Below are 23,903 nucleotides of genomic sequence, written 5' to 3'. Positions count from 1 at the left end.
CGCCGGCGTGCGGGGCCCCGTGGATCCGGGTGCGGGTGTCAGTGGCGCTTGCGGCCGGTGACGGCTCCCCAGATGAACAGGACGATCAGGGCGCCGACGATCGCGGTGATCCACGTGCCCAGGTCCCAGAAGCTGTCGATGCTGCCGATGCCGATGAGCGAGCCGAGGAAGCCGCCCAGCAGGGCGCCGACGATGCCGAGGACGATGGTGACGATGATGCCGCCGCCCTGGTTGCCCGGCATGATGAGCTTCGCGAGCGCGCCGGCGATCAGGCCGAGGACGATCCAACCGAGAATTCCCATGTCAGTTTCCCTTCGTGTTGCGTGGTCCTGTGCGGTCTCCGGCCCCGGAAGCTGTGAACTCCCTGAGCCGCTGACTCCACAGTACCTGAAAGTCAGTGCCCTGTTCTTCACGGATGTGCAACGGCACAGCCCGCCCGGAACGGGGTTCCGGGCGGGCTGTGCGTCGTCCCAGGTGGGAGCGGGTGGGTCAGTGCGAGACGGCCTTCTCGGCGCCGATGCCCGTGAGGGAGCGCACCTCCATCTCGGACTGCTTGACCGGGTCCTCGACGCGCCGCTCCGTGACGGAGCCGATGAAGCCGAGGAGGAAGGACGCCGGGATCGAGACGATGCCCGGGTTCTGCAGCGGGAACCACGCGAAGTCGGCGCCCGGGATCATCGAGGTCTCCGTGCCGGACATCACCGGGGAGAAGATGATCAGGCCCACCGAGATGATCAGGCCGCCGTACATGGACCACACGGCCCCGCGGGTCGTGAAGCCCTTCCAGTACAGGGAGTAGAGGATCGTCGGCAGGTTGGCCGAGGCCGCCACCGCGAAGGCGAGCGCCACGAGGAACGCGACGTTCTGCCCCTGGGCGCCGATGCCGCCCAGGATGGAGACGATGCCGATGACGACCACGGTGGTCTTGGCGACCTTCAGCTCCTGGCGGGGGTCCGAGTCGCCGTTCTTGATCACGCTGGTGTAGATGTCGTGGGCGAAGGAGGCCGAGGCCGTGATGGCCAGGCCCGCGACGACCGCGAGGATCGTGGCGAAGGCCACGGCGGCGATGATGCCCATCAGCAGCGGGCCGCCGAGCTCGAAGGCCAGCAGCGGTGCCGCGGAGTTCACCCCGCCCGGGGCCGCCTGGATGCGCTCGGCGCCGATGTAGGCCGCCGCGCCGAAGCCCAGCACCAGGGTGAAGAGGTAGAACAGGCCGATCAGGGCGATCGCCCAGACCACGGACTTGCGGGCCTCCTTGGCGGTGGGCACCGTGTAGAAGCGCATCAGCACGTGGGGCAGGCCGGCGGCGCCGAAGACCAGGGCCAGGCCCAGGGAGATGAAGTCGAGCTTGCTGGTCTCGCTCACGCCGTACTTCAGGCCGGGCTCGAGCATCTCCGGGTTGCCGGAGGTGGCCACGGCCTCGCCGAGCAGCTCGGAGAAGTTGAAGCCGGTCAGGGCCAGGGTCCACACCGTCATCACGGCCACGCCGGTGACGAGCAGCACGGCCTTGATGATCTGCACCCAGGTGGTGCCCTTCATCCCGCCCACGAGGACGTAGACGATCATCAGCGCGCCGACGACGACGATCACCAGCGACTGCCCCGCCTTGGAGCCGATGCCCAGCAGCAGGGACACGAGCGCGCCGGCGCCGGCCATCTGGGCCAGCAGGTAGAAGGCGGAGACCGCGAGCGTGGAGATCGAGGCGGCCACGCGCACGGGGCGCTGGCGCAGGCGGAAGGAGAGCACGTCCGCCATGGTGAACTTGCCCGTGTTGCGCAGCAGCTCCGCGATGAGCAGCAGCGCCACGAGCCAGGCCACGAGGAAGCCGATGGAGTAGAGGAAGCCGTCGTAGCCCTGCACCGCGATGGCGCCGACGATGCCCAGGAAGGACGCCGCCGAGAGGTAGTCGCCCGCGATCGCCAGGCCGTTCTGGGTGCCGGTGAAGCCGCGTCCGCCGGCGTAGTAGTCGGCCGCCGTCTGCGTGGATTTCGAGGCCCGGAACACGACGACCATGGTGACGAGGACGAAGGCGCCGAAGATCGAGATGTTGATCCACGGGGTGCCGACCGTCTCGGTGGCGGCGGCCGGGACCAGGGGCGCGGCCGCGGTGTACAGGTGGGGCATCGGTCAGTTCTCCTGTCCGGGACGACCGGCGGCGCCCGCCTGGCGGGACTCGAGGTCCTCGCGGATCGCCGTGGCCTTGGGATCGAGCTTGCGGTTGGCGAAGGACACGTACGCGCCCGTGATCGCGAAGGTGGTGACGAACTGCAGCAGCCCGAGCAGCACGCCCAGGTTGACGTTGCCGATCACCCGGATCGTGAACAGGTCCGGCGCGTACATGGCCAGGACCACGTACAGCAGGTACCAGACCAGGAACGCGACGGCGAGCGGAAAGACGAAGCTGCGGTGCGTCCGGCGCAGCTCCTGGAACTCGGGCGACCGCTGCGCGGTCGGGAAGTCGACGCCCGCGGCGGGATCCGCGGCGCCGACGTGCGGCTGGTGGGACATGGGGCTCCTCCCTCGTGTGATGCGCACCACAGTACGCACTTTGTATGCAGAGGGGCAAGACGAATTGCCGGAAAAGGCGGAACCGGCGGCAAGAAGACACTCCTGCGGAGCTTTCTGGACTGAACCGTGCGCACCGTGTATACACAGCGGCCCCGGGAAGGGTGGTCAGCGCACGGCGAGGAGGTACTCGACGACCCGGTCCAGGAAGGCGTCCACCTGCTGCTCCTCGTAGGCGCGCTCGCCGTGGGCGGGCGGGAAGACGGCCTCGCGCACGGCGGCGGCGTCGGGGCCGGTCCCCGTGGCGAGGCGCTCGGCGACGCGCTCGCACAGCACGTCGACGTGGGCGGCCGAGTAGCCGCGGGTGCGCACGCGCGCGGGCCGGCGGAAGCGCTGCGTGCGGGGCCGCTCGAGGCGCCCCCGCAGCACGGCGGCGAGCTCGTCGGTGCGCGCCCGCCACGCCGCCGCCCCGTGGGCGCGCACGCAGGTAGTGCGCTCCAGCGCGGCGAGCTCCTCCTCCGCGCGCGCCAGCGCCTCGTCCACGGGGCCGGTGCGGTAGCCGCCGAGGACGGCGTCGAAGACCGCCGCGCGCACGGCCGCGCTCGTGATCACCGGCCGCTCCCCCGGGCCGGGGGCGGCTCCCGCCGCGGTGTCCGGAGCAGGCCGGAGGGCACCGGGGCTGGGTCCCTCGCGGCCGGGCGCGCCGTCGTCGGGCACGCCGTCCTCGCGCACGTCGTCGTCGGGCACGCCGTCGTCGGGTGCGCAGGTCCCGCGTCCGTCGCGGCCGGGCACGCCCGGCCCGGGTGCGGCGGGGCCGGCGGCGAGGCGCCGCGCGACGGCGGCCAGGAGGGCGTCGACCGGTGCGGGGTCGTAGCCGGACTCGTGCTGCGGGCAGCGCGGCAGCACGGGCGGAGCGGGGGCCGCGCCGGGGGGCTCGCTGGACACGGTCGGCAGCTCCCCGCTCAGACGGCCGCGAAGAGGGCGAACAGCAGGTAGCCGGCGGGCACGGCGAAGAGGATGGAGTCGATCCGGTCCATCACGCCCCCGTGGCCGGGCAGGAGCGTGCCCATGTCCTTGATGCCGAGCTCGCGCTTGACCATGGACTCCGAGAAGTCCCCGAGGGTGGCCGCGCACACGAGCACGAGACCCAGCACGGCGCCCTCCCACCAGGCGTGGTCGAGCAGGAGCACGGCGCACAGCACGCCCACCAGCACCGATCCGCCGAGGGACCCGGCGAAGCCCTCCCAGGACTTCTTGGGACTGATCCGCGGGGCCATGGGGTGGCGGCCCCAGACCACGCCGACCGCGTAGCCGAAGGTGTCCGAGCCCACCGCCACGAGGATGACCGTGAGCACCTTCAGGGGCCCGCCCTCGGTGTGGTAGAGCAGCAGGGCGATGCTCAGCAGGAAGCCGACCCACACGAGGGCGAAGACCGAGCCCATGACGGAGAGGATCATCCCCTCCCGCCGCCCGAGGGCCCGCCAGACGATGACGAGGGTCAGGCCGACGATCACGGCCATCATGAGGGCCTCGCCCTCGCCCGCGAACGCGGCCAGGGGCATGAGCATCCCGGCCGCGACGGCGGGCACGCGCGGGATGTGGATGCCGCGGAAGCGCAGGGAGCGCCCGACCTCCCACACGCCGATGCCGGAGGCCACGCCGGCCAGCAGCGCGAGCACGAGGGGCTGGAGGAACAGGCCCACGAGCAGCGTGCCGATGAGGACCGCGGCCACCCCGACGGCAGCGGGCAGGTTCCGGCCCGCCCGCGAGGGCGCGGTGTGCCGGCGGGCCGGCTCCGGGGCGGCGGGCGCCCCCGGGACGGGGGCCTGCCCGGGGCTCGCCGGGGAGGTCCCCGTCCCGCGGTGCGGCGCGCGGGACGGGTCGGACATCAGACCTGCAGCAGCTCGGCTTCCTTGTTCTTGAGCAGCTCGTCGATCTGCTCGATGTGCTTGCGGGTCGAGCCGTCGAGGTCCTTCTCGGCGCGCTTGCCCTCGTCCTCGCCGATCTCGCCGTCCTTGACCAGCTTCTCGACCTGGTCCTTGGCGTGGCGGCGGATGTTGCGCACGGACACGCGGGCCTCCTCGGCCTTGTGCCCGACGATCTTCACGTACTCCTTGCGCCGCTCCTCGGTCAGCTCGGGCATGACCACACGGATGACGTTGCCGTCATTGGCGGGGTTCGCCCCGACGTCGGAGTTGCGCAGCGCCTTCTCGATGTCGTTGAGCGCCGAGCGGTCGTAGGGGGTGATCAGCAGCGTGCGGGCCTCGGGGTTCTGGAAGGAGGCCAGCTGCTGCAGCGGGGTCGGCGTGCCGTAGTACTCCACGAGCAGCCCGGAGAACAGGGAGGGGTTGGCGCGCCCGGTGCGCACGGCCGCGAAGTCCTCCTTCGCCGCGTCGACGGCCTTGGCCATCTTGGTCTTCGCTTCGGACAGGATCTCTGGGATCACGCAAGGCTCCTTCGTCGGTTCCGCACGGCGTGCCCGCGCGGGGTCGTTCTCGGCCGGTGCCGGCGCCTGCGGCGCGCGGTCGGGTGCTCCGGCCAGTCTATCGCCGGGCCCGCCGGGCCCCGGCCGGACCCGGCTCAGGCGGTGACGAGGGTGCCGATCTGCTCGCCGAGGATCGCGCGGGTGACGTTGCCCTGCCCCTCCATGCCGAACACGCGCATCGTGACGTCGTTGTCCCGGCACAGGCTGAAGGCCGTCTGGTCCATCACGCGGATGTCGCGGGCGAGGGCGTCGTCGTAGGTGAGGGAGTTCAGGCGCACGGCGTGCGGGTCGGTGCGCGGGTCGGCGGTGTAGACGCCGTCGACGCCGTTCTTGGCCATGAGCACCTCGTCGGCGTGCACCTCGAGCGCGCGCTGGGCCGCGACGGTGTCCGTGGAGAAGTAGGGCAGCCCGGCGCCGGCGCCGAAGATCACCACGCGGTCCTTCTCCATGTGCCGGATCGCCCGGCGGGGGATGTAGACCTCCGCGACCTGCTCCATCTTGATCGCCGACTGCACGCGGGTGTCGACCCCGCACTGCTCGAGGAAGTCCTGCAGCGCCAGGCAGTTCATGACGGTGCCCAGCATCCCCATGTAGTCGGCGCGGGAGCGGTCCATGCCGGCCTGGGAGAGCTCGGCACCGCGGAAGAAGTTGCCGCCGCCGACGACGATGGCGGTCTCGACGCGGCCGACGGTCGCGGCGATCTGCTCCGCGATGTCGCGGACCACACCGGTGTCCACGCCGATCGAGCCGCCGCCGAAGACCTCCCCGGAGAGCTTGAGCAGCACCCGGCGGCGCGTGGGGGTGGCACGCGGGTCCCTGCTCATGCGCAGTGCCTCGTCCTGGATCTCGGAGGCGGACGTGGTGGGCATGGGTTCCTCCCGGCGACGACGGTGCGGTGTGGGCGGGCGCGGGTCCTGCCGCCCGCACGGGGGCGTGCGGGGGAGGCGGGACGGGCCCTCCTCAGCATACAGAACGCCGGGCGGGGCACCGGGGGCCGGCCCCGCCGTCGTCCGGGCCCGGGAGCCGGGCGCCGCACGACGGAGGGAGGCCCCCGCGGACGGGGAGCCTCCCTCGTGGTCGGTGCCGGGCGCTGCCCGGCGGCCGGTCTCAGGCGCCGACGCGGAAGCGCGCGAAGGCGGTGGCGGTGGCCCCGGCCTCCTCGAGCACCTTGCCGACGGTCTTCTTGGAGTCCTTGGCGAAGTCCTGGTCGAGCAGGACGACGTCCTTGTAGTAGCCCTTCAGGCGGCCGGCGATGATGTTCGGGATGATCTTCTCCGGCTTGCCCTCGGCGCGGGCGGTCTCCTCGGCGACGCGCTTCTCCGACTCGACGGTCTCGGCGGGCACGTCCTCCTCGGTGAGGAAGGTCGGGGACAGCGCGGCGATGTGCACCGCGACGTCGTGGGCGACCTGGGCGGCGTCGGTCCCGGAGACCGCCAGGAGCACGCCGACCTGGGCCGGGAGGTCCTTGGAGGTCTTGTGCAGGTAGACGGCCACGTTCTCGCCCTCGACGCGGGCGATGCGGCGGACCACGATCTTCTCGCCGAGCAGGGCGCCGGCGTCGACGACGTGCTCGGAGACGGGCTTGCCGTCGATCTCGGCGGCCAGCAGCTCCTCGAGGGTCGAGGCGCCGGCGGCGACCGCGGCGTCGAGGACCTTGGTGCCGAACTCGACGAACGGGGCGGACTTGGCCACGAAGTCGGTCTCGGAGTTGACCTCGACCATGTAGCCGACGGTGCCCTCGACGCGGGCGGCCACGAGGCCCTCGGCGGTGGCGCGGCCCTCGCGCTTGGTGACGCCCTTGAGGCCCTTGACGCGGATGATCTCCTGCGCCTTCTGCAGGTCGCCGTCGGCCTCGTCGAGCGCCTTCTTGACGTCGAGCATGCCGGCGCCGGTGCGCTCGCGCAGGGCCTTGATGTCAGCGGCGGTGTAGTTCGCCATGGGAACTCCTCACGTTGTCGGTGGGCCGGCCGGGGCGGCGCGCGGCCGCCCCGGCCGGCCCCGGTGCGGCGCACGGCCGCACCGGGGAAGAAGGGGTGGTCGGGACTACTCGGCGGCGGTCTCGGAGGCCGGGGCCTCGGCGGCCGGGGCCTCCGCGGCGGGCGCCTCCGCGGCGGGCGCCTCGGCGGCCGGGGCGTTCTGCTCGGCGTTGTGCTGCTCGAGCAGCTCGCGCTCCCACTCGGCCATCGGCTCGGCGGCGGCCTCGCCACCGCCGGTGCGGCGGTTGTGGCGCTCGATCAGGCCCTCGGCCACGGCGTCGGCGATCACGCGGGTCAGCAGGTTGACGGAGCGGATGGCGTCGTCGTTGCCCGGGATCGGGAAGGCGACCTCGTCCGGGTCGCAGTTGGTGTCGAGGATCGCGACGACCGGGATGCCCAGCTTCTGCGCCTCGTCGACCGCGAGGTGCTCCTTCTTGGTGTCGACGATCCAGATCAGCGACGGGGTGCGGGTCAGGTTGCGGATGCCCCCGAGGGTGCGCTCCAGCTTCTCCTTCTCGCGGCGCAGCAGCAGCAGCTCCTTCTTGGTGTACTGCGAACCGGCGACGTCGTCGAAGTCGATCTCCTCGAGCTCCTTCATGCGCTCGATGCGCTTGGAGACCGTGGTGAAGTTGGTGAGCATGCCGCCGAGCCAGCGGTGGTTCACGTAGGGCATGTTCACGCGGGTGGCCTGCTCGGCGATGGCCTCCTGGGCCTGCTTCTTGGTGCCGACGAACAGGATGGTGCCGCCGTGGGCGACGGTGGTCTTGACGGCCTCGTAGGCGCGGTCGATGAAGGACAGCGACTGCTGGAGGTCGATGATGTAGATGCCGTTGCGCTCGGTGAAGATGAAGCGCTTCATCTTCGGGTTCCAGCGGCGGGTCTGGTGGCCGAAGTGCACGCCGCTGTCGAGCAGCTGGCGCATGGTAACGACGGACATGTCGTCTCCTGGTCTCTCGTGCGCCCGGGCGCGTTCGTGCGCCCGGCCGCGGTTCCACGGTTGTCGGCTGCGTCCGGCGGACGAGCCCCTGGCGCAGCGGCGGGCCGGACCCGGGTGGGGTCCGCCGCCGGCCGCCTGCCGCGTCCCGCCGGTGCGGGGCGCGGACCGGAGGCGGCCGGGCCGGGAGCAGGAGTTCCCGGCGGCGCTGCGCGCGAAGTCAGCCGCTCGCCGCCCCGTCCCGGTGTCCGGCCGGGGCCGGTCGGGGACGGAAGGGCACGCCACAGGGGCGCAGAGAGCAGACTGCGCCCCCGAGTGTACTACAGGGCCGGGATCCCTCCTGCACACCGCCGGCCCCGCCGCCGGCTGCGCCCACAGGCGCACGCGCCCCTCCCCGCGGTGCGCGCCCGGGCCACGGTGGGGCCATGGCCGTCCTGCCCCCGCGCTCCCCCGCCCGCCGCGTCCTGCCCCGGGCCGCCCTCGTGCTCCTGCTCCCGGCCCTGCTGCTGCCGGGGCCGCCCGCGCCGGCGGGGGCCGCACCCGCTCCCCCGGCCGCGACCGCCCCGGCGGGCTGGGCGTGGCCCCTGCTCCCGCGGCCGCGCGTCGTGGGGGCGTGGGCGCCGCCGGCCGAGCGGTGGCTGCGCGGGCACCGGGGCGTGGACCTGGCCGCCGGGCCGGGGGCGGTCGTGCGCTCCCCCGCCGACGGCACCGTCAGCTGGTCGGGGGTCGTCGTCGACCGTCCGGTGCTCACCGTGGCCCACGGGGCGGGGCTGCGCTCGAGCTTCGAGCCGGTGGAGTCCTCCCTGCGGCCCGGGGACCGCGTGCGCCGCGGCCAGGCGGTGGGCACCCTGCGCGGCCGGGACCACTGCGACCCGGGAACCTGCCTGCACTGGGGCGTGCGCCGCGACCGGGACTACCTCAACCCGCTGCTGTTCGTCGGCGCCCTGGAGCCCTCGGTGCTGCTGCCCGTGCCCGCGGACCTGGCCGGGCGGCGACGAGCGGAGGCCCCGGACGGGGTCCGGGGCCTCTCGGGTGCGGGGGGTAGGGCCGGCGGGGCTTGAACCCGCGACCGAAGGATTATGAGTCCTCTGCTCTGACCAGCTGAGCTACGGCCCCGCGCCGGGGCGGGGCCCCGGCGGCGCAGCTCCACGTTACCGCACGCGCGCGGCCCGGACCGGCCGCGGGCCGCGCAGCCGCAGGAGCCGGCGGGGCCGGTCCCCGCCGTCGTGGGCGTGCGGCCCCGGAGCCTGCTCCACCGGCTGCCCGCGGTAGAGCCGCACGAAGGTCTCGAGGGTGCGCGGGAAGCTGTGCCGCTCGACCTTGCGCCGGCTGGCCCGCCCCATCCGGGCCCGCTCCTGCGGCGGGGCGCCGAGCACCCGGGCCAGCTTCTCGGCGAGGTCAGCGGCGTCGCCGGGGGCGAACAGCCACCCGTTGACGCCCTCGTCCACCAGGTGCGGCAGGGCGCGGGCGTCGGCGAGGACCACGGGACGGGCCGCGGACATCGCCTCGAGGGTGACCAGCGACTGCAGCTCCGCGGTGCCCGGCTGGCAGAACACGTCGGCCCGCAGGTAGGCCTCCCGCAGCTGCTCGTCGCTGACGTGGCCGAGGAAGTCCACCCGGTCGGCCACGCCGTGGCGGCGGGCCAGCTCCTGGAGACGGGGGCGCTGCTCGCCGTCGCCGGCGAGCTCGGCGCGCACGTCCAGGCCGTGCTCGCGGCGCAGCCGGGCGACGGCCTCGACGAGCACGTCCACGTTCTTCTCCACGGCGAGCCGGCCCACGAACAGGACGGTGGGCCGGTCCGGCGCGCCGGCCCGCTCCCCCGGGCGCGGCTCGTAGTCGCCGATCCGGATCCCGTTGGAGACGGCCAGCACCGAGTCCGGGAAGCCGTTCTCCCGCATCGTGGCCACGGCCAGCGGGGTCGGGGCCGTCACGACGTCGCAGCGGCCGAGCACCCGGACCATGTCCCGCCACGACACGCCCCGGTACCAGCGCAGGAACCAGCCGGGGAAGGGCAGGAACGGCTCGAGGTTCTCCGGCATGAAGTGGTTGGTGCCCACGGTGCGGATGCCGCGGCGGCGGGCCTCGCGCACGAGCAGGCGCCCGAGGATGTAGTGGCACTGCACGTGCACCACGTCCGGGCGCACCTCGTCGAGGATCCGGCGGATCGGCCCGAGGACCTCCCAGGGCAGGCACAGCCGGAAGTAGGGGTGGGTGAAGGCGTGGTGGGAGCGCAGGCGGTGCTCGACCACGCCGTCGTCCTCCCGCCGCTGCGACGGCCCCGGCTCGGGGCGCATGCACGCCACGTGCACGCGGTGGCCCTGCTCGTGCAGGCCGCGCGCGAGGCGGTGGGCGAACTGCGCGGCGCCGTTGACGTCGGGCGGGTAGGTCTCCGCGCCCAGCAGGACGGTCAGGGGCCGGTCGGGGGTCGTGGTCTCGGCGCTCAAGCGTGGCTTCCCGGTCGGTGGAGTGCTGCGCGGTCAGGGGCTGCGGGGTCCGCCGCCGGGGCGCCGGGGGCGGGGGGCCGCGGCCCGGCGGGGGCCGCACGGCGGGCGAGGACCTCCGGGTGGTGCTGCGAGAGCACGGCGACCCCGACTATAGCAACGGCGCCGGCGACGGCCATGAGCACGCCGGTGACCACGGAGAAGCCGTCGGCGGCCTCCCCCAGCACCAGCATGCCGAGCAGCACGCCCACCATCGGGTCGAGGACCGTCAGCCCGGCGATCACCACGTCGGGCGGCCCGCCGGCGAAGGCGCTCTGCACGAACCACCCGCCGAGCACCGCCGCCGCGGCGCCCACGCCCACGGCGGCCCAGTTGACGTCGTCCAGCGGCCCGCCGGTGCTGCCCTGGATCCGGGTCAGGGTCAGGCGCACGAGCACGGCCACGAACCCGTAGAGGATCCCGGCACCCACCACGTAGAAGGTCCCGCCCAGGCTGCCGCGGAACAGCAGGGCGGCGGTGCCCAGCACGCACACGAGGACCACGAGGGCCAGCACGACCGTGTGCTCGGCCCACCGCGAGATGGTGCGTGCGGGGTCGGTGGCGGAGACCGCGCAGGTGACGAACACGGCCCCGCCGGCGGTGCACATCCCGATCGCGGCCCACGTGCGGCGGTTGATCCGCAGCCGCCGGTGGCGTGCGTGGAGCAGGGTCGTGACCACGAGCGCCACCACGCCGATGGGCTGGACCACGGTCACGGTCGCGAGACCGAGGGCGGTGACGTTGAGCGCCGTGCCGGCCCCCAGCAGCCCCAGGCCCAGGAGCCAGCGCGGACTGCGCAGGAGGGCGGGCAGGGCACGGGGGCTCAGCCGGCCGGGCACGCGGTCGGCCACGGCGGTGCCCTGCTGCTGCGTCCCCACGGCCAGGCACAGCGCCGAGGCGACGGCGAGGACGACGGCCAGCCACTGGTTCATCCCGACCACCGTCCTTCGTCCACAGCGGCGAGTCTATCGGGGCGGACCCGGCGGACCCGCCCGCCCGCGTGGCCTCCGGGTGAACGCACGGCGAAGGCCCGGGAGCGGCGTGCTCCCGGGCCCTCGGGGCTCTTCTCCACGGCGCGGCCGTGGCCCTGCGTCAGCGGAAGAGCTTGCGCAGGAACACCACGAACGCGCTGCCGGCCACGGCGAGGACGGTCAGCGGCTGCCAGCGCCCGCCCAGCCCCGCGCCCTGCCCGCCGCTCGCGCCGGCCGGACGGGTGCCGCGGGCGGCGCCCATCGCGGACCGGACGTCCTTCGGGGTCGAGCGCACCGTGCGCCCGGTGCGGTCCACGAAGCCCTTGGTCGCGGCCTGGATGGTCTCGGCGCGGCCCTGGACGTCGTCGCGCAGGGTCTTCAGGTGCTCGCGGCGCAGCTTCAGGCGGTGGCGCAGCTGCTCCTCGGTGGGAGCCGGCGGCTTCTGGCGGGCGGGGTCCTGCGCGGCCTCGCGCTTCTCCTGCTCCTTGCGCTCGCGGGCCAGCTGCTCCTCGCGCTGGACGCGCGCCTCGGTGTAGGCCGAGCCCTCCTTGACGACGCCGAGGTCGTACTTGGTGCCGAACACGGCCTTGCGCGGGACCAGCGGCAGGGCCTTCTTGATCGTCGAGACGCCGATCAGCGCCGCCACGGCGAGCACCACGAGGAACAGCACGGCGAGCAGCAGGGCCGCGAGCCACGACGGCATGACCTGCGCGAGACCGGCGATGGCCGCGCCCACGAGCGCGATCGTGGCCAGCAGCAGGAACACGAGGCCGACGGCGACGAACGCGGCGCCCTTGCCGAGGGTCTTGGCCTTGTCGGTGAGCTCGAGCTTGGCGAGCTGCGCCTCGTCCTTCAGCTGCTTCGGCAGCAGCCGGGCGAAGACCTTGACGACGTCGAGGATCGACGCCTCCCCGGGGTCGGAGTGCTCCGTCCCCGCCTTCGAGGTGCCGGCCGTGCCGGGGCCTACCGAGTGACTCATGCCCGCCTCCGTGGATGCTCGTGGATAGTACGTTGACTGAGCACAAAGCTACCACCGGGGACGGCGCCGCCGGGCGCGCACCGGGCCGCCGGCCGCGACGGCCGGGGACACGGTCCGGCCGCACGCACGGGAGGACCCGCCCGGTCGTCCCGGGCGGGTCCTCCCGCTCACGGCGTCCGCAGGGACCTCAGCGCCTGCCGTGGTGGTCGTGCTTCTTCGCATCCACGTCCGAGAAGTAGACGTAGTAGTCCTTGTGCTTGTTGTGGCGGTGGTCGTAGGAGCAGACCTCGACCCACTTCCTGTCCTTCTCCTCGACCCACTTGGCGGTCCGGTAGAACTTCCAGTAGTGGCCGTCCTCGCACTTGCGGTCGGCGTAGCGGGCGGCCTCCTTCAGGTCGACCTTCTTCTCCTCGACGACCTTCTTGTGCCCGCTCCTCGCGTGCTTCTCGACGAGGACCACTTTGATGTGCTCGTCCTTGTGACCCCTGCCGTCCCTGCCGTCGGCGACGGCCGGGACGGTTCCCGCGGCCAGCAGCCCCGTGACCGCGAGGCCGGTGACGATCGTGCGCAGACTCTTCATGGCTTCCCCCAACCCGAGTAGGTGTCACCAAGGTAAAACTCCTGGTCAGCGCTACAAAGCAGTACGGATCTCGGGGTCTTCACGGTCCCGTCACGGACGGGAACTACTACCGGGTCGTCATCGAGGGCACCCACCTCGGGGGGCGACCTCGGCGGTACCGCGGGTCCCGTGTGAGCAAACGAACGGTCCCCCGACGACGCTCCCGGACGTCCCCGGTGGTACACCAGAGGGGGGCCCGGAAAACGCGCGCGCAGCCACCGCCGTGCCGGCTCCCCGATCCCGTTCCCCACCGACCGCAGCAGGCGGCTGTTCCTGCCTGCCCCTGGAGACCACCGTGAGCCTGCAGCAGCACTTCGACGGATCCCGCCCGACCGCCACCGGCGCCCCGGTGCGCGTCTTCGCCGACGTGGCCCGCGTTCCCCGCACCCCCGCACCGCGCGGCTGGAACAACCCGGCCGTGGTCGCGGTCGTCGGGATGCCCCTGTCGGTGTCCCTCACCTGGATCCCGTTCGTCCCGCCCCTGCTGGGCGTGCTCGCCCTCGCGCTCGTCCTCGGCTACGCCGCCGCGGCCGCGGTCGGCTGGTTCTCCTGGCCGCAGAGCCGCGACGACGCCCTGGCGGAGGCCGCGTGGGTGGCCGCACAGTCGGGCTACCGGGTCGATCTCCGCGAGGGGGCCCTGCGCTGGTTCGACCGGGACGGCACCGCACGGTGCGCCACGGTCCTGCGCGGGGCGCACGGCTGGGACCTGGTCCTCGAGGACCGCCCCGCCGGCGAGGACGTCCCCGCCTGAACCGGGCAGGGCCCCCGGCCGGCGCGTAGGATTCGGGCCACCACCGCCGATCGAGCGAGGAGCGCGACGATGACCCACCAGCCCGACGACCGCGACCAGGCCTGGGCCGAGCAGCAGCAGGAGCACCTGAGCGTCCTCGACGAGGACGCCCTGACGGCGAACACGGACGAGGACGACGACCGGGTGGCCGACGAGGACGCCGGCCCGCTGACCGGCCGGCCCGAGGCGCCCGCCCCGAGGGACCGGGGCGAACCGCGGGACCGCGGCTCCTCCCGCTAGTCCCCCGCGTCGCCGGGGCGGCGGTCCGGCCCGGGTCCGCCCCAGGATGCCGACCGCGCCCGCTCGGTGCCGCGGCTCCGCAGGGCGTACCGCTGCCCGGACGGCGGGAGGCCCGGGCCCCGGCGTACGCGGCGTCGTCATGGCCGTCGATGGCGCGGACGGTCCGCGCCGCCTTCTTCCTCCGGTCGTCCCCTGCACGGGCCCGACGACGGACGTGCGGGTGTCGTTCAGGGCGGCCTCCGCTGCTGATGCGACGTCCCTCGTGACGTGCCGGGCCCCACACCGGGCGCCCGCCGAGGACCGGCCCGAGGGCTCGCCCGTGATCGTCGCCGGCCCGGAATCCCCGACGATCTCCGGCGAACCGCCTCGGCCACACCGCCGGGCGCACGCGGTGTCCTCGTAGCAGAGCGGGTTGATCGGCTGCGGGTTCCCCTCGACCTCGACCCGGTGCAGCCGCCGCAGGAGAGGCGTGCGGCACCGGCCCGCCCACAGCGAAGCAGAGCGGCCAGAGGCTTCGGGCCGCCCGGTCGGCGGCCCGGGCTGTGACGCCGGCTCGCCCTGTGTGGTTGACCCGTCAAGGAACCGACGTACCCTGGTGGGGACCCCGGCGCGCGCCTCCCGAGCTCCCGCCGATCCCCCACCTCCACCTGGAGCTCCCTGTCATGACAGACCCCCTGTCCGTCAACTACGGCGGTGCCACGCATCCGGGGGCGCGGGCCATCGTGCACCCCGGGATGCTCGCTGCTGAGCACGCCGTGGCCCGGCACGTGGTGCGGCAGACGGCGACGACGTTCACCCTCGACGACGGATACACCTATGACAAGGTCTCCTGCCGGGTCATCGGTCCCGGGGGCCAGCCGTCGTTGCTCAACCGCATGGCGGTCACCGAGGGCAGTGCGATGTACAGCTCCTGGTCCCACCTCACGCGCCCGCCCCGGCTCTCGGAGGCCCGCCACCCGGCCCGTCGGCGCCTGCACTCCCTGGCGCGCATCCTCCGGGAACGCTGCCCGCGCCGGTGAGTCGCCACTGACGAGCCCCGGCCCGGTGCCGGTCGAGCAGTCGCCCCGGAGACGGTTTGGCTCGCTGGCAGCACGGCTCCCCGGTCGAGGGGGCCAGGAGGGAAGCGAGGAATCATGACCGTCCCCGAGAACCCGCAGCTGTGGCACGAGGTGGCCGCCTCCACCGGGCTGGGCATCCCGCCGCAGCAGCAGGAGTCCTTCCGGTCGTTGGCCGGCGACGTCCAGGCGCTGATGGCAACGCTGCGCGGCACCGGCCTGGGCGAGACCCCGCCGGACTTCGCCTTCCGCGTCCAGTGACCGGCGCCCCTTCGAAAGGACCTGCCCGTGGAACCGTATGAGCTCACTCTCGTCCAGATCTCGACGGCCGTCGCAGCCGGGGAGCTCTCCCCCGTGGAGCTGGTCACCTCCCTGCGGGCGGACCTCCCGCTACGGGGTCGCCTCCCTGTCCTGGTCCCTGGACCACGCCGGGCCGATCACCCGCAGCGTCCGCGACGCCGCGGTGGTCCTCACCGCCCTGGCCGGCCACGACCCTCGCGACCCTCGCGACCCGGCCAGCGTGGACCGTCCCGACGAGGAATCCACCACCGGGCTCGCGGTCGCGGTGCAGGGTCTGCGGGTCGGGGTGCCGGACAACTACGTCACCGACGACGTCGACCCACAGGGCGCCGCCGCGGTGGCCGGGGCCGTGGAGGTCTACCGGGAGGCCGGAGCGCGGATCGTGCCGGTCACCGCCCCGCTGGCCGACCGGTACAAGGCCGCCGAGTGGGCGATCATGCTCTCCGAGGCCAGCGCCCACCACCGCGAGACCATGCGCTCGCACTACGAGCTCTACACCGACGACGTCCGGGCGTTCCTGGAGGTCGGGGAGACGATCCTCGCCGCCGACCACATCGACGCCCACCGCCACCGCCGGCAGATCAAGGCCGCCTGGCAGCGGGTGCTCTCCGAGGTCGACGTCGTCCTGGCCCCGACCACCCCGATGCCGGCGGTGCCGGCCGACGGCCTGATCGTGTAGTGGCCCGGCGGCGCCGGCGAGCACGCGACCGAGGCCCACACCCGCCTGTGCATCCCGGGCGACCTCACCGGGCTGCCGGCGACCTCCGTGCCGTGCGGTTCCACCACGGAGGGCCTGCCGATCGGGCTGCAGCCGATGGGGCGGGCCTTCGAGGAGGCCACGGTGCTGCGGGCGGCCCACGGCGTCGGGACCGCCACCGACCACGTCGGGCGCCCGGCTCCGGTGACCGCCGGCTGACCAGCGCACCACCCTGTGCCGCCGCTGCGGCGGCGCACCCGGGGACGTCGTCCACGCAGCAGGCGTCGTAGCAGTCCGTCCCGGGCGGCCGGGCGGCGTGGGTCTCGCCGTCGGTGACCCCGGCGGGCACGGAAAAGGCCCCCACCGGCTGTTCCGCCGGCGAGGGCCTCCTGTGCTGCTCCCCCGACTGGACTCGAACCAGTAACCCTTCGATTAACAGTCGAATGCTCTGCCAATTGAGCTACGGGGGACCGTGCACGCACGCGTGCAACGAGCCATCACTGTACCGTCCCCGCCGCGCGAACGCCAAATTGTCCCGGTCCCCGGTCCCCGGGGCGGCGGGCGCGGCGCTCAGTCCGGGCGCAGGCTGCGGCGCTGCATCTCGAGCTCGAGCAGCTCCCGCTGCAGCTGCTGGTAGCGCTCGCGCTGGGCGGTGGGGTCGGTGCGCTGCAGCTCGGCGAGCCGGTCGGACTTGCGCCGGTTGATCTGCAGCTCGAAGAGCCGGTTGAGGATGTCGGCGGTGTAGCGCTCGAGCTGGGACTCGGTGGTCGCGGGCAGCGGGGTCACGGCCAGCTCGGCGAGGTAGCCGTGCAGGGGCTCGGGCAGGTGCCCGCGCACGGCGTCGACCCACGGCTGCCCGGCGGGGGCGGTGCCGGCGGGCAGCCCGGAGCGGGCGGCGAGCACGGCGTCGTGCACCGCCCCGTGGACGGGGTAGCGGAAGACGCTGAGCCCGAACTCCTCCCAGTGCCGGTCCTGGAGCAGGTGGGCGCACTGGATGACGGTCTCGAGGGCCTCCCGCTCCATCCGGGCCACCGGCTCCCGGGGGTCGGGCAGCTGCCCGCCGGGCTCGGCGGCGGGCTCCGCCTCGGGCGCGCGGGCCGGGGCCCGGTCCTCGCGGGGCGCGCGCCCGGCGGCGTCGACCGCGCGCTGGACCTCGGAGGGGTCCAGGCCGAGCCACCCGGCCAGCTGCCGGGCGTAGGCGGGGCGCAGCGAGCGGTCGCGGATGCGGGCGACGATCGGCGCGCACGCGCGCATCGCCCGGATCCGGCCCTCGATGGTGTCGAGGTCGAAGTTCTTCAGGGTCGCCCGGATCGCGAACTCGAACAGGGGCCGGCGGGTCCCGACGAGCTCGACGACGGCGGCGTCCCCGCGGGCCAGGCGCAGGTCGCAGGGGTCCATGCCGTGGGGCTCGACGGCCACGTAGGTCTGGGCGACGAACTTCTGGTCCTCCTCGAAGGCGCGCAGGGCCGCCTTCTGCCCGGCGGCGTCGCCGTCGAAGGTGAACACGACCTCTCCCCCGCCCCCGCTGTCGGAGAGGAAGCGGCGGACGATCTTGATGTGCTCGGGACCGAAGGCGGTGCCGCAGGTCGCGACCGCGGTGGGCACGCCCGCGAGGTGGCAGGCCATGACGTCGGTGTAGCCCTCGACGACGACGACGCGCCGCTGCTTGGCGATCTCCCGCTTGGCGAGGTCGATCCCGTAGAGCACCTGGGACTTCTTGTACAGGGGCGTCTCGGGGGTGTTGAGGTACTTCGGACCCTGGTCGTCGTCGAAGAGCTTGCGGGCGCCGAAGCCGATGACCTCCCCGGCCACCGCGCGGATCGGCCACACGAGCCGGCCGCGGAAGCGGTCGTAGAGCCCGCGGTTGCCCTCCGAGAACATGCCCGTGAGCTTGAGCTCCTGGTCGGTGAAGCCGCGCCCGCGCAGGTGCTTGAGCAGGTGGTCCCAACCGCGGGGGGCGTAGCCGACGCCGTAGCGGCGGGCGGCGTCACCGTCGAAGCCGCGCTCGCCCAGGAACTGCTGGGCGGGGCCGGCCTGGCGGGTGTAGAGGTTGCGCTGGAAGTACTCGGCGGCGACCTTGTGCGCGTCCAGCAGCCGCTGGCGCCTGCCGACCTCCTCCCTCTTGGGCCCGGAGCCCTGCTCGTAGTGCAGCTCGTAGCCGATCCGCGCGGCGAGCTTCTCGACGGTCTCGGTGAAGGTGGTGTGGTCGATGTTCATCAGGAACGCGATGACGTCCCCGGACTCGTCGCAGCCGAAGCAGTGGTAGGTGCCCATCTGCGGGCGCACGTGGAAGGAGGGGGTCCGCTCGTCGTGGAACGGGCACAGGCCCTTCCACGAGCCGATGCCGGCGCTCTTGAGCGTGACGTAGCCGTCGACGATCTCCTTGATGTCCGTGCGAGAGCGGACCTCGTCGATGTCCTCGCGCCTGATCAGTCCTGCCACGGGGTTCAGTGTAGGCGTGCGGGCGGACGCGCCCGCCCGGGCCCCGGAGGTGCAGCGGGGGCGGGGCACGGCGGACGGGCCGCCGCACCCCGCCCCCGGCGCCGGGTGCGGTCCGTGCGCCTCAGCGGGCGGTCTCGCGCAGCTCCTGGCGGGTGCGCGTGCCGGTCAGGGCGAGCCCGCCCAGGGCGCCGACGGCCGCGAAGGCGAAGAAGCCCCACGGGTAGGCCAGGCCGGCGCCGAGCAGGGTGCCGCCCACGATCGGCCCGGAGATCGCCCCGAGCCGGCCCACGCCGGCGGACATCCCCAGGGCCGTGGCCCGCACCCGGGGCGGGTGGTTGGCCGCGGTGAACGCGTAGACGAGCACCTGGGAGGAGAAGACGAAGCAGCCGGTGAGGAAGACCATGACGTAGATCCCGGCCAGCGGCAGCTTGACCGCGAGCGCCGCGAGCAGCACCGCCGAGCCGAGGAACCAGGCGATCCCGGCGACCCGCGGGGTGATCCGGTCGGCCACGCGCCCGGAGACCCACAGGCCGGCGACCGCCCCGACGTTGAGGATCAGCAGGAAGCCCAGGGAGTTGCCGAGGTCGTAGTCGGCGGCGCGCATGATCTGCGGCAGCCAGGTGTTGAGGCCGTAGACGAGCAGCAGGCCCATGAAGGACGCGATCCAGATGGCGATCGAGTTGCGCCGCCACCCGCTGGAGAGCAGCAGCGAGGCGCCGACCTTCTCGGCGGCGTCCTCGCCGGGGGCGTGGTGCTCGAGCTCGAGGCCGTAGTGCTCGGCGACGGCCCGGGCCTCGGCGGTGCGCCCGGCGGAGGAGAGGTAGGACGGGGACTCGGGCAGGTAGCGCAGCATCAGGGGCACGAGCACGAGGGCGGGCAGGGAGCCGAGGACGAACATCTCCTGCCAGCCGAACTGGCGCACGACCACGATCGCGATGGCGGCGGTGAGCACGGCGCCCACGTGGTAGCCGGTCATCATGACGGTCGTGGCGTTGGAGCCCCGGCCGCGGCGGGCGAACTCGGTGACCATGGCGATGGCGGTCGGCAGGCAGCCGCCGAGGCCGAGGCCGGCGAGGAAGCGCAGCAGGCCGAGGACGAGGACGTTCGGGGAGAACGCGGCGGCGAAGGTGAGCAGCGAGAACAGCACGACGGCGCCGATGAGCATCCGCCGGCGGCCGAGCCGGTCGGTGAGGTAGCCCATGGCGAGGGCGCCGATCATCATGCCGACGAGGCCGGCGGTGGCCACGGCCGTGCCCTCGGCGGTGGTCATGCCGAGGGCGCCGCCCTCGAGCATCGAGGGCAGGACGGCGCCGAGGACCACGGCGTCGAAGCCGTCGAGGAGCACGGCGGTCCAGCACAGGGGGGCGACCCAGGCGCGGGAGCGCAGGATCGGCGCACCCCCGGGGCGCCGGGACGCCGCGGGGGTGTTGGCGGAGGCAGAGGACATGGGTGGTCTTCCTAGGGGCAGACGGGCGCGGACTCGACGAGTGTAGGGAGGCTCACCCGTGAGGCACAGCTCACACCCGTTGAACGGGACGGCGGGCCGGGGAGCCGCCGGGGTCCGCCCGGGCTCACCAGAGGGGCTTGTCCCCCACCCGCCAGTGCGTGCCGCGGATGCGGTCGTGGAGGGCGACGGCGGAGAGGTCGGTGAGGGACGCGACCTGGTCCACGACGAGCCGCAGCCGTGCCGCCTCGGCGCCGGGGCCGTCCCCGATGGCGTGCCAGTCCTCGGCGAAGGCGGCCGAGAGGTGCCGGCCGTCGGTGTCCATCAGCGCGGTGACGAGGATCGAGAGCACCTCGCGCTGGTTCTCGTAGATCGGCTGCGCGTCCCGGACGGTCATCACGTAGGCGGTGGCGATGCCCTTGAGCACGGCGATCTCGGTGGCGGTGTCCTCGGGGACCACGAGCCGGGCGGCGTAGCGGGTCAGGGGCTCGTCGCCGTAGATGGCCCGGGTGGCGTGCTCGGCGGACATCGCGAAGCGGCCGATGAGCTGGCTGGTCATGTTCTTCAGCCGGGCCAGGGCGCGGTGGGAGCCGTCCATCTCCCGCAGCCACAGCGGGGTGTCCTCGAGGCGGGTGAGGGCGGCGTCGAGCACGGCGGGGTCGGTGTGCGGCAGGTACCAGCGGCGGGTCCACTCCACGACCTTCTCCCGCTGGGCGGTGTCGGCGAGCCAGCCCAGCTGCACGAGCCCGGAGGCGATGGCGTCCTCGACGTCGTGCACGGAGTAGGAGATGTCGTCGGCGAGGTCCATCACCTGGCTCTCCAGGCACGTGGTGCCCGCGGGCGCGCCCTCGCGCATCCACGCGAACACGGGCAGGTCGTCCTCGTAGACGCCGAACTTGCGGGAGCGGGTGCCGTCGGCGCGCAGCGGGGCGTCCTCGGCGCGCCAGGGGTACTTGCACGCGGCGTCGAGGGCGGCGCGGGTGAGGTTGAGCCCGGCGGGGCGCCCGTCGTCGTCGAGGACCTTGGGCTCGAGGCGCGCGAGCAGGCGCAGGGTCTGGGCGTTGCCCTCGAAGCCGCCGACCGACCGGGCCAGCTCGTCGAGGGCGGCCTCGCCGTTGTGCCCGAACGGCGGGTGGCCGAGGTCGTGGGAGAGGCAGGCGGCGTCGACGACGTCGGGGTCGCAGCCGAGCATCCGGCCCAGCTCCCGGCCGATCTGGGCGACCTCGAGGGAGTGCGTGAGCCGGTTGCGCACGAAGTCGTCGGTGTCCGGGGAGACCACCTGCGTCTTCGAGGCCAGCCGCCGCAGCGCGGCGGAGTGCAGGATCCGCGCCCGGTCGCGCTCGAAGTCCGAGCGGTGGCGGTTGTGGTGCTCCTCGGCCACCCGCCGCTCGGCGTCCCGGGGCTCGTAGCCCGGGGCGGGCACGGCCGGGCGGTCGGCCTCGACGGAGATGTGGTGCATGCCGGTCCTCTCGGGTGGGGGCGGTGCTCAGCCGCCGGAGACGTCGAGCTCGGCGGCGGTCAGCCCGAGGCGCTCGGCGTCGCCGAGCTCCCGGGAGGCCAGCCAGCCGTCGGGCAGGTGGGCCCGGCGCGGGGAGCCGGCGCGGCCGCGGGGGCCCTCGACCGCCGTCCCCGGGTAGCCGACGTCCGGGTCGAGCTCGGCCAGCAGCGCCTCGAGGGTCGCGAGGTCGGGGACCTGGGCGAGCCGGGCGCGCAGCTCCCCGCCCACCGGGTAGCCCTTGAAGTACCAGGCGACGTGCTTGCGGATCTCGCGCACGCCCTTGCCCTCGTCCCCGAAGGTCTCCACGAGCAGCTGGGCGTGGCGGCGCAGGATGCCGGCGACGGTCGCGAGGTCGGGGCGGAAGCGCTCGGCGCGGCCCTCGAAGGCGGCCTGGAGGTCGCCGAACAGCCAGGGGCGGCCCTGGCAGCCGCGTCCGACCACCACGCCGTCCACGCCGGTGCGCTCGACCATCCGCACGGCGTCCTCGGCGCTCCAGATGTCCCCGTTGCCCAGCACCGGGATGTCCGGCAGGGCCTCGCGCAGCCGTGCGATCGCGTCCCAGTCGGCGGTCCCGGAGTAGTGCTGCTCGAGGGTGCGCCCGTGCAGGGCGACCGCGGCGACCCCGTGGTCGCGCGCGATCCGGCCGGCCTCGAGGTAGGTCAGGTGCTCGTCGTCGATGCCCTTGCGCATCTTCACGGTCACGGGCACGTCCCCGCGGGAGGCCTCCTCGACGGCGGTGCGCACGATCGCGGTGAACAGGTCGGTCTTCCACGGCAGGGCGGAGCCGCCGCCGCGCTTGGTGACCTTGGGCACGGGGCAGCCGAAGTTGAGGTCGACGTGGTCGGCGCGGTCCTCCTCGACGACCATGCGCACGGCCCGGCCGACGTTGACCGCGTCCACCCCGTAGATCTGGATGGAGCGGGGCGTCTCGTCCGGGTCGTGGTCGATGATCCGCATCGACTCGGGCCGGCGCTCCACGAGCGCGCGGGCGGTGACCATCTCCGTGACGTAGAGCCCGCCGCCGTACTCGCGGCACAGGCGGCGGAACGCCTTGTTGGTCACGCCCGCCATCGGGGCGAGCACGACCGGCACGTCGACCGTCAGCCTCCCCAGCCGCAGGGGCGGCAGGTCGAGGCGTGCCGGCGGTGCCGGGTCGTGCGTCGGGCGCTGCGTCGTGGTCGTGTCCATCACCGGGGAATTCTCTCACGGACGGCCGACGCCGCAGGAGCCGGGGTCCTCGCCCCCGTCACGGGCGGGGACCTGCCCCAGCGCGGGGACCGCGGGCAGCACGGGTCCCCGCGCCGGCCGGTGTCCCGCCCGGCGGACCGGCCGCCGGGCGGGCCGCCGGGCGGGCCGCCGGGTAGACTCGCGGCCGGTCGACGAAGGGACGGCGATGACGACAAGCGACCTGGTCCCGCCCCGGTCCCGCGCAGCGGGCCCTGCGGGGACGGCGGCGCCGTGAGGGCCGCGGGCCCCCGCGCGGCGCCGGGCACCCCCGCCGGGGTCGCGGCCGTGCTGACGACCGCAGTCCTGTGGGGCACCACGGGCACGGCGGCGACCTTCGCCCCGGGCGCCGGCCCCCTGGCGATCGGGGCCGCGGCCCTCGGGATCGGCGGGCTGCTGCAGGCGGCGATCGCCCTGCCCGCCCTGCGCCGGGCGCGCACCGGTCTGCGGTCCCACCGGCCCCTCGTCGCGGCGGGGGCCGCGGCGGTGGCCGTCTACCCGCTGGCCTTCTACTCCTCGATGCACCTGGCCGGGGTCGCGATCGGCACGGTGGTCTCCCTGGCCTCGGCCCCGCTCGCCTCCGGCGTGCTCGAGCGGGTGCTCGAGCGGCGGCCGCTGGGCCGGTGGTGGATGCTCGCCGCCGCCCTGGGCACGACCGGGAGCACCCTGCTGTGCCTGTCCGGGACCGGGCGCACCGCGGGCTCCGCCGGGGCGAGCGCCGCGGGGGTGGGGCTGGGGCTGGTCGCCGGAGCCGCCTACGCCCTCTACTCCTGTACGGTCCACCGCCTGATGGGCCACGGGGTGGGCCGTGCGGCGTCGATGGGGGCGGTCTTCGGCGCCGGCGGCGCGCTGCTGCTGCCCGTGCTGCTGCTCACGGGGGCGCCCCTGCTGGCCTCGGGGAGCTCGTTCGCCGTGGCCGCCTACATGGCGCTGGTGCCGATGTTCCTCGGCTACTGGCTCTTCGGCCTCGGGCTGACCCGGCTGCGCCCGAGCACCGCGACGACCCTGACCCTCGCCGAGCCGGCCGTGGCCGCCCTGCTGGCGGTGGCCGTGGTCGGCGAGCGGCTGCCGCCGGTGGGCTGGGCGGGCCTGGGCGTGCTGGGGACCGCCCTCGTGGTGCTGGCCCTGGCTCCCGGCGGGGACGACACCGGGGAGGACGGCGGCGGCGCCTCGCCGGGGGCCGGCGCACCCGGACGGGACCCCCGGGACAGCCCGGCGGCCGGTGGCGTGCCGGTCCCCCGCCCCGGGGCCTGAGCGGTCCGGG

General features: G+C 74.3%; 23 protein-coding genes, 2 tRNA genes and 1 pseudogene. 7 read left to right on the top strand and 19 right to left on the bottom strand.

Going from position 1 to position 23,903, the window contains the following annotated elements; translation table 11 throughout:
- Window positions 1-38: 38 nt before the first annotated feature.
- From AS188_RS08295 to rpsB, 9 genes are all read right to left on the bottom strand, one after another.
- Window positions 39-302, bottom strand: coding sequence for a GlsB/YeaQ/YmgE family stress response membrane protein (locus AS188_RS08295; protein WP_058858462.1), 264 nt, complete (start codon window positions 300-302; stop codon window positions 39-41).
- A gap of 187 nt (window positions 303-489) precedes the next feature.
- Window positions 490-2,124 carry a solute symporter family protein gene (locus tag AS188_RS08290; RefSeq protein WP_058858461.1) on the bottom strand — a complete coding sequence of 545 codons (1,635 nt, stop codon included), beginning with the start codon at window positions 2,122-2,124 and terminating at the stop codon, window positions 490-492.
- Window positions 2,125-2,127: 3 nt separating this feature from the next.
- Window positions 2,128-2,508, bottom strand: coding sequence for a DUF485 domain-containing protein (locus AS188_RS08285; RefSeq protein WP_058858460.1), 381 nt, complete (start codon window positions 2,506-2,508; stop codon window positions 2,128-2,130).
- Between the two features lie 165 nt (window positions 2,509-2,673).
- Window positions 2,674-3,450, bottom strand: a complete 777-nt coding sequence (locus AS188_RS08280; RefSeq protein ID WP_058858459.1) for a DivIVA domain-containing protein — start codon at window positions 3,448-3,450, stop codon at window positions 2,674-2,676.
- Between the two features lie 17 nt (window positions 3,451-3,467).
- Window positions 3,468-4,394: a phosphatidate cytidylyltransferase gene (locus AS188_RS08275; RefSeq protein ID WP_058858458.1), complete on the bottom strand. Its 927-nt coding sequence runs from the start codon at window positions 4,392-4,394 to the stop codon at window positions 3,468-3,470.
- Complete coding sequence (gene frr / locus AS188_RS08270) at window positions 4,394-4,951, bottom strand: ribosome recycling factor (protein WP_058858457.1); 558 nt, start codon at window positions 4,949-4,951, stop codon at window positions 4,394-4,396. Before frr ends, AS188_RS08275 begins: the two co-directional genes overlap by 1 nt.
- Window positions 4,952-5,085: 134 nt before the next feature.
- Window positions 5,086-5,814, bottom strand: coding sequence for a UMP kinase (pyrH, locus tag AS188_RS08265; RefSeq protein ID WP_058859817.1), 729 nt, complete (start codon window positions 5,812-5,814; stop codon window positions 5,086-5,088).
- Between the two features lie 283 nt (window positions 5,815-6,097).
- Window positions 6,098-6,928 carry a translation elongation factor Ts gene (gene tsf / locus AS188_RS08260; RefSeq protein ID WP_058858456.1) on the bottom strand — a complete coding sequence of 277 codons (831 nt, stop codon included), beginning with the start codon at window positions 6,926-6,928 and terminating at the stop codon, window positions 6,098-6,100.
- A gap of 105 nt (window positions 6,929-7,033) precedes the next feature.
- Window positions 7,034-7,903 carry a 30S ribosomal protein S2 gene (rpsB, locus tag AS188_RS08255; protein WP_058858455.1) on the bottom strand — a complete coding sequence of 290 codons (870 nt, stop codon included), beginning with the start codon at window positions 7,901-7,903 and terminating at the stop codon, window positions 7,034-7,036.
- A 422-nt stretch (window positions 7,904-8,325) separates the two neighbouring features.
- On the opposite strand from rpsB, the gene AS188_RS08250 reads away from it, so the two are divergent.
- A complete protein-coding gene (locus tag AS188_RS08250) occupies window positions 8,326-8,961 on the top strand; it encodes a M23 family metallopeptidase (protein WP_083529345.1) in 636 nt (211 codons plus the stop codon).
- Here the strand turns inward: AS188_RS08250 and AS188_RS08245 are convergent.
- From AS188_RS08245 to AS188_RS08225, 5 genes are all read right to left on the bottom strand, one after another.
- Window positions 8,943-9,016, bottom strand: a tRNA-Ile gene (locus AS188_RS08245). The genes AS188_RS08250 and AS188_RS08245 overlap by 19 nt on opposite strands.
- Before the next feature lie 35 nt (window positions 9,017-9,051).
- The gene (locus tag AS188_RS08240; RefSeq protein ID WP_083529344.1) at window positions 9,052-10,344 is read right to left on the bottom strand and encodes a glycosyltransferase; all 1,293 of its coding nucleotides are present in this window, start codon (window positions 10,342-10,344) and stop codon (window positions 9,052-9,054) included.
- Complete coding sequence (locus AS188_RS08235) at window positions 10,341-11,312, bottom strand: DMT family transporter (protein ID WP_083529343.1); 972 nt, start codon at window positions 11,310-11,312, stop codon at window positions 10,341-10,343. The genes AS188_RS08240 and AS188_RS08235 overlap by 4 nt, the downstream gene beginning before the upstream one ends.
- Window positions 11,313-11,472: 160 nt before the next feature.
- On the bottom strand, window positions 11,473-12,330 hold the full coding sequence (locus AS188_RS08230; RefSeq protein WP_058858454.1) for a phage holin family protein: 858 nt from the start codon (window positions 12,328-12,330) through the stop codon (window positions 11,473-11,475).
- Window positions 12,331-12,517: 187 nt separating this feature from the next.
- A complete protein-coding gene (locus tag AS188_RS08225) occupies window positions 12,518-12,910 on the bottom strand; it encodes a hypothetical protein (RefSeq protein WP_058858453.1) in 393 nt (130 codons plus the stop codon).
- 334 nt (window positions 12,911-13,244) lie between these two features.
- Between AS188_RS08225 and AS188_RS08220 the strand changes: the two genes are divergently transcribed.
- From AS188_RS08220 to AS188_RS08200, 5 genes and pseudogenes are all read left to right on the top strand, one after another.
- Window positions 13,245-13,700, top strand: coding sequence for a hypothetical protein (locus tag AS188_RS08220; RefSeq protein WP_058858452.1), 456 nt, complete (start codon window positions 13,245-13,247; stop codon window positions 13,698-13,700).
- A 69-nt stretch (window positions 13,701-13,769) separates the two neighbouring features.
- Entirely contained in the window at window positions 13,770-13,979 is a 210-nt protein-coding gene (locus AS188_RS08215; RefSeq protein WP_058858451.1) for a hypothetical protein, read from the top strand.
- A 662-nt stretch (window positions 13,980-14,641) separates the two neighbouring features.
- The gene (locus AS188_RS08210; RefSeq protein WP_058858450.1) at window positions 14,642-14,998 is read left to right on the top strand and encodes a hypothetical protein; all 357 of its coding nucleotides are present in this window, start codon (window positions 14,642-14,644) and stop codon (window positions 14,996-14,998) included.
- 114 nt (window positions 14,999-15,112) lie between these two features.
- Window positions 15,113-15,295, top strand: coding sequence for a hypothetical protein (locus AS188_RS08205; protein WP_058858449.1), 183 nt, complete (start codon window positions 15,113-15,115; stop codon window positions 15,293-15,295).
- A 37-nt stretch (window positions 15,296-15,332) separates the two neighbouring features.
- Window positions 15,333-16,250: pseudogene (locus AS188_RS08200) on the top strand (amidase).
- A 178-nt stretch (window positions 16,251-16,428) separates the two neighbouring features.
- On the opposite strand, the gene AS188_RS08195 reads toward AS188_RS08200, so the two are convergent.
- The 5 genes from AS188_RS08195 to dusB form a co-directional block, all read right to left on the bottom strand.
- A tRNA-Asn gene (locus tag AS188_RS08195) sits at window positions 16,429-16,501 on the bottom strand.
- A gap of 100 nt (window positions 16,502-16,601) precedes the next feature.
- Entirely contained in the window at window positions 16,602-18,473 is a 1,872-nt protein-coding gene (gene dnaG, locus AS188_RS08190; RefSeq protein ID WP_058858447.1) for a DNA primase, read from the bottom strand.
- A gap of 121 nt (window positions 18,474-18,594) precedes the next feature.
- Window positions 18,595-19,920: an MFS transporter gene (locus AS188_RS08185; RefSeq protein ID WP_083529341.1), complete on the bottom strand. Its 1,326-nt coding sequence runs from the start codon at window positions 19,918-19,920 to the stop codon at window positions 18,595-18,597.
- 124 nt (window positions 19,921-20,044) lie between these two features.
- A complete protein-coding gene (locus AS188_RS08180; protein WP_058858446.1) occupies window positions 20,045-21,376 on the bottom strand; it encodes a deoxyguanosinetriphosphate triphosphohydrolase in 1,332 nt (443 codons plus the stop codon).
- A gap of 27 nt (window positions 21,377-21,403) precedes the next feature.
- Window positions 21,404-22,603 (bottom strand): tRNA dihydrouridine synthase DusB, encoded by a 1,200-nt coding sequence (gene dusB / locus AS188_RS08175; protein ID WP_058858445.1) that lies wholly within the window; start codon window positions 22,601-22,603, stop codon window positions 21,404-21,406.
- Between the two features lie 324 nt (window positions 22,604-22,927).
- Here dusB and AS188_RS08170 point away from each other — a divergent pair, with 324 nt between their 5' ends.
- Entirely contained in the window at window positions 22,928-23,893 is a 966-nt protein-coding gene (locus tag AS188_RS08170; protein WP_236944934.1) for a DMT family transporter, read from the top strand.
- The last annotated feature ends 10 nt before the right edge of the window (window positions 23,894-23,903 follow it).

The organism is Kocuria flava, from assembly GCF_001482365.1.
Lineage (GTDB): Bacteria > Actinomycetota > Actinomycetes > Actinomycetales > Micrococcaceae > Kocuria > Kocuria flava.
The sequence above is the reverse complement of the archived record's forward strand: the minus strand, read 5'-3'. Positions and strand labels throughout refer to the sequence as shown.

What these genes read in the sequence shown, in the direction of transcription:
- rpsB (WP_058858455.1), bottom strand. Translation starts at nt 7,903, where the DNA reads ATGTCCGTCGTTACCATGCGCCAGCTGCTCGACAGCGGCGTGCACTTC.
- AS188_RS08295 (WP_058858462.1), bottom strand. Translation starts at nt 302, where the DNA reads ATGGGAATTCTCGGTTGGATCGTCCTCGGCCTGATCGCCGGCGCGCTC.
- AS188_RS08185 (WP_083529341.1), bottom strand. Translation starts at nt 19,920, where the DNA reads ATGTCCTCTGCCTCCGCCAACACCCCCGCGGCGTCCCGGCGCCCCGGG.
- AS188_RS08210 (WP_058858450.1), top strand. Translation starts at nt 14,642, where the DNA reads ATGACAGACCCCCTGTCCGTCAACTACGGCGGTGCCACGCATCCGGGG.
- AS188_RS08235 (WP_083529343.1), bottom strand. Translation starts at nt 11,312, where the DNA reads ATGAACCAGTGGCTGGCCGTCGTCCTCGCCGTCGCCTCGGCGCTGTGC.
- AS188_RS08180 (WP_058858446.1), bottom strand. Translation starts at nt 21,376, where the DNA reads ATGCACCACATCTCCGTCGAGGCCGACCGCCCGGCCGTGCCCGCCCCG.
- AS188_RS08225 (WP_058858453.1), bottom strand. Translation starts at nt 12,910, where the DNA reads ATGAAGAGTCTGCGCACGATCGTCACCGGCCTCGCGGTCACGGGGCTG.
- AS188_RS08285 (WP_058858460.1), bottom strand. Translation starts at nt 2,508, where the DNA reads ATGTCCCACCAGCCGCACGTCGGCGCCGCGGATCCCGCCGCGGGCGTC.
- AS188_RS08230 (WP_058858454.1), bottom strand. Translation starts at nt 12,330, where the DNA reads ATGAGTCACTCGGTAGGCCCCGGCACGGCCGGCACCTCGAAGGCGGGG.
- tsf (WP_058858456.1), bottom strand. Translation starts at nt 6,928, where the DNA reads ATGGCGAACTACACCGCCGCTGACATCAAGGCCCTGCGCGAGCGCACC.
- pyrH (WP_058859817.1), bottom strand. Translation starts at nt 5,814, where the DNA reads ATGAGCAGGGACCCGCGTGCCACCCCCACGCGCCGCCGGGTGCTGCTC.
- AS188_RS08290 (WP_058858461.1), bottom strand. Translation starts at nt 2,124, where the DNA reads ATGCCCCACCTGTACACCGCGGCCGCGCCCCTGGTCCCGGCCGCCGCC.
- AS188_RS08215 (WP_058858451.1), top strand. Translation starts at nt 13,770, where the DNA reads ATGACCCACCAGCCCGACGACCGCGACCAGGCCTGGGCCGAGCAGCAG.
- AS188_RS08205 (WP_058858449.1), top strand. Translation starts at nt 15,113, where the DNA reads ATGACCGTCCCCGAGAACCCGCAGCTGTGGCACGAGGTGGCCGCCTCC.
- AS188_RS08275 (WP_058858458.1), bottom strand. Translation starts at nt 4,394, where the DNA reads ATGTCCGACCCGTCCCGCGCGCCGCACCGCGGGACGGGGACCTCCCCG.
- AS188_RS08250 (WP_083529345.1), top strand. Translation starts at nt 8,326, where the DNA reads ATGGCCGTCCTGCCCCCGCGCTCCCCCGCCCGCCGCGTCCTGCCCCGG.
- dusB (WP_058858445.1), bottom strand. Translation starts at nt 22,603, where the DNA reads ATGGACACGACCACGACGCAGCGCCCGACGCACGACCCGGCACCGCCG.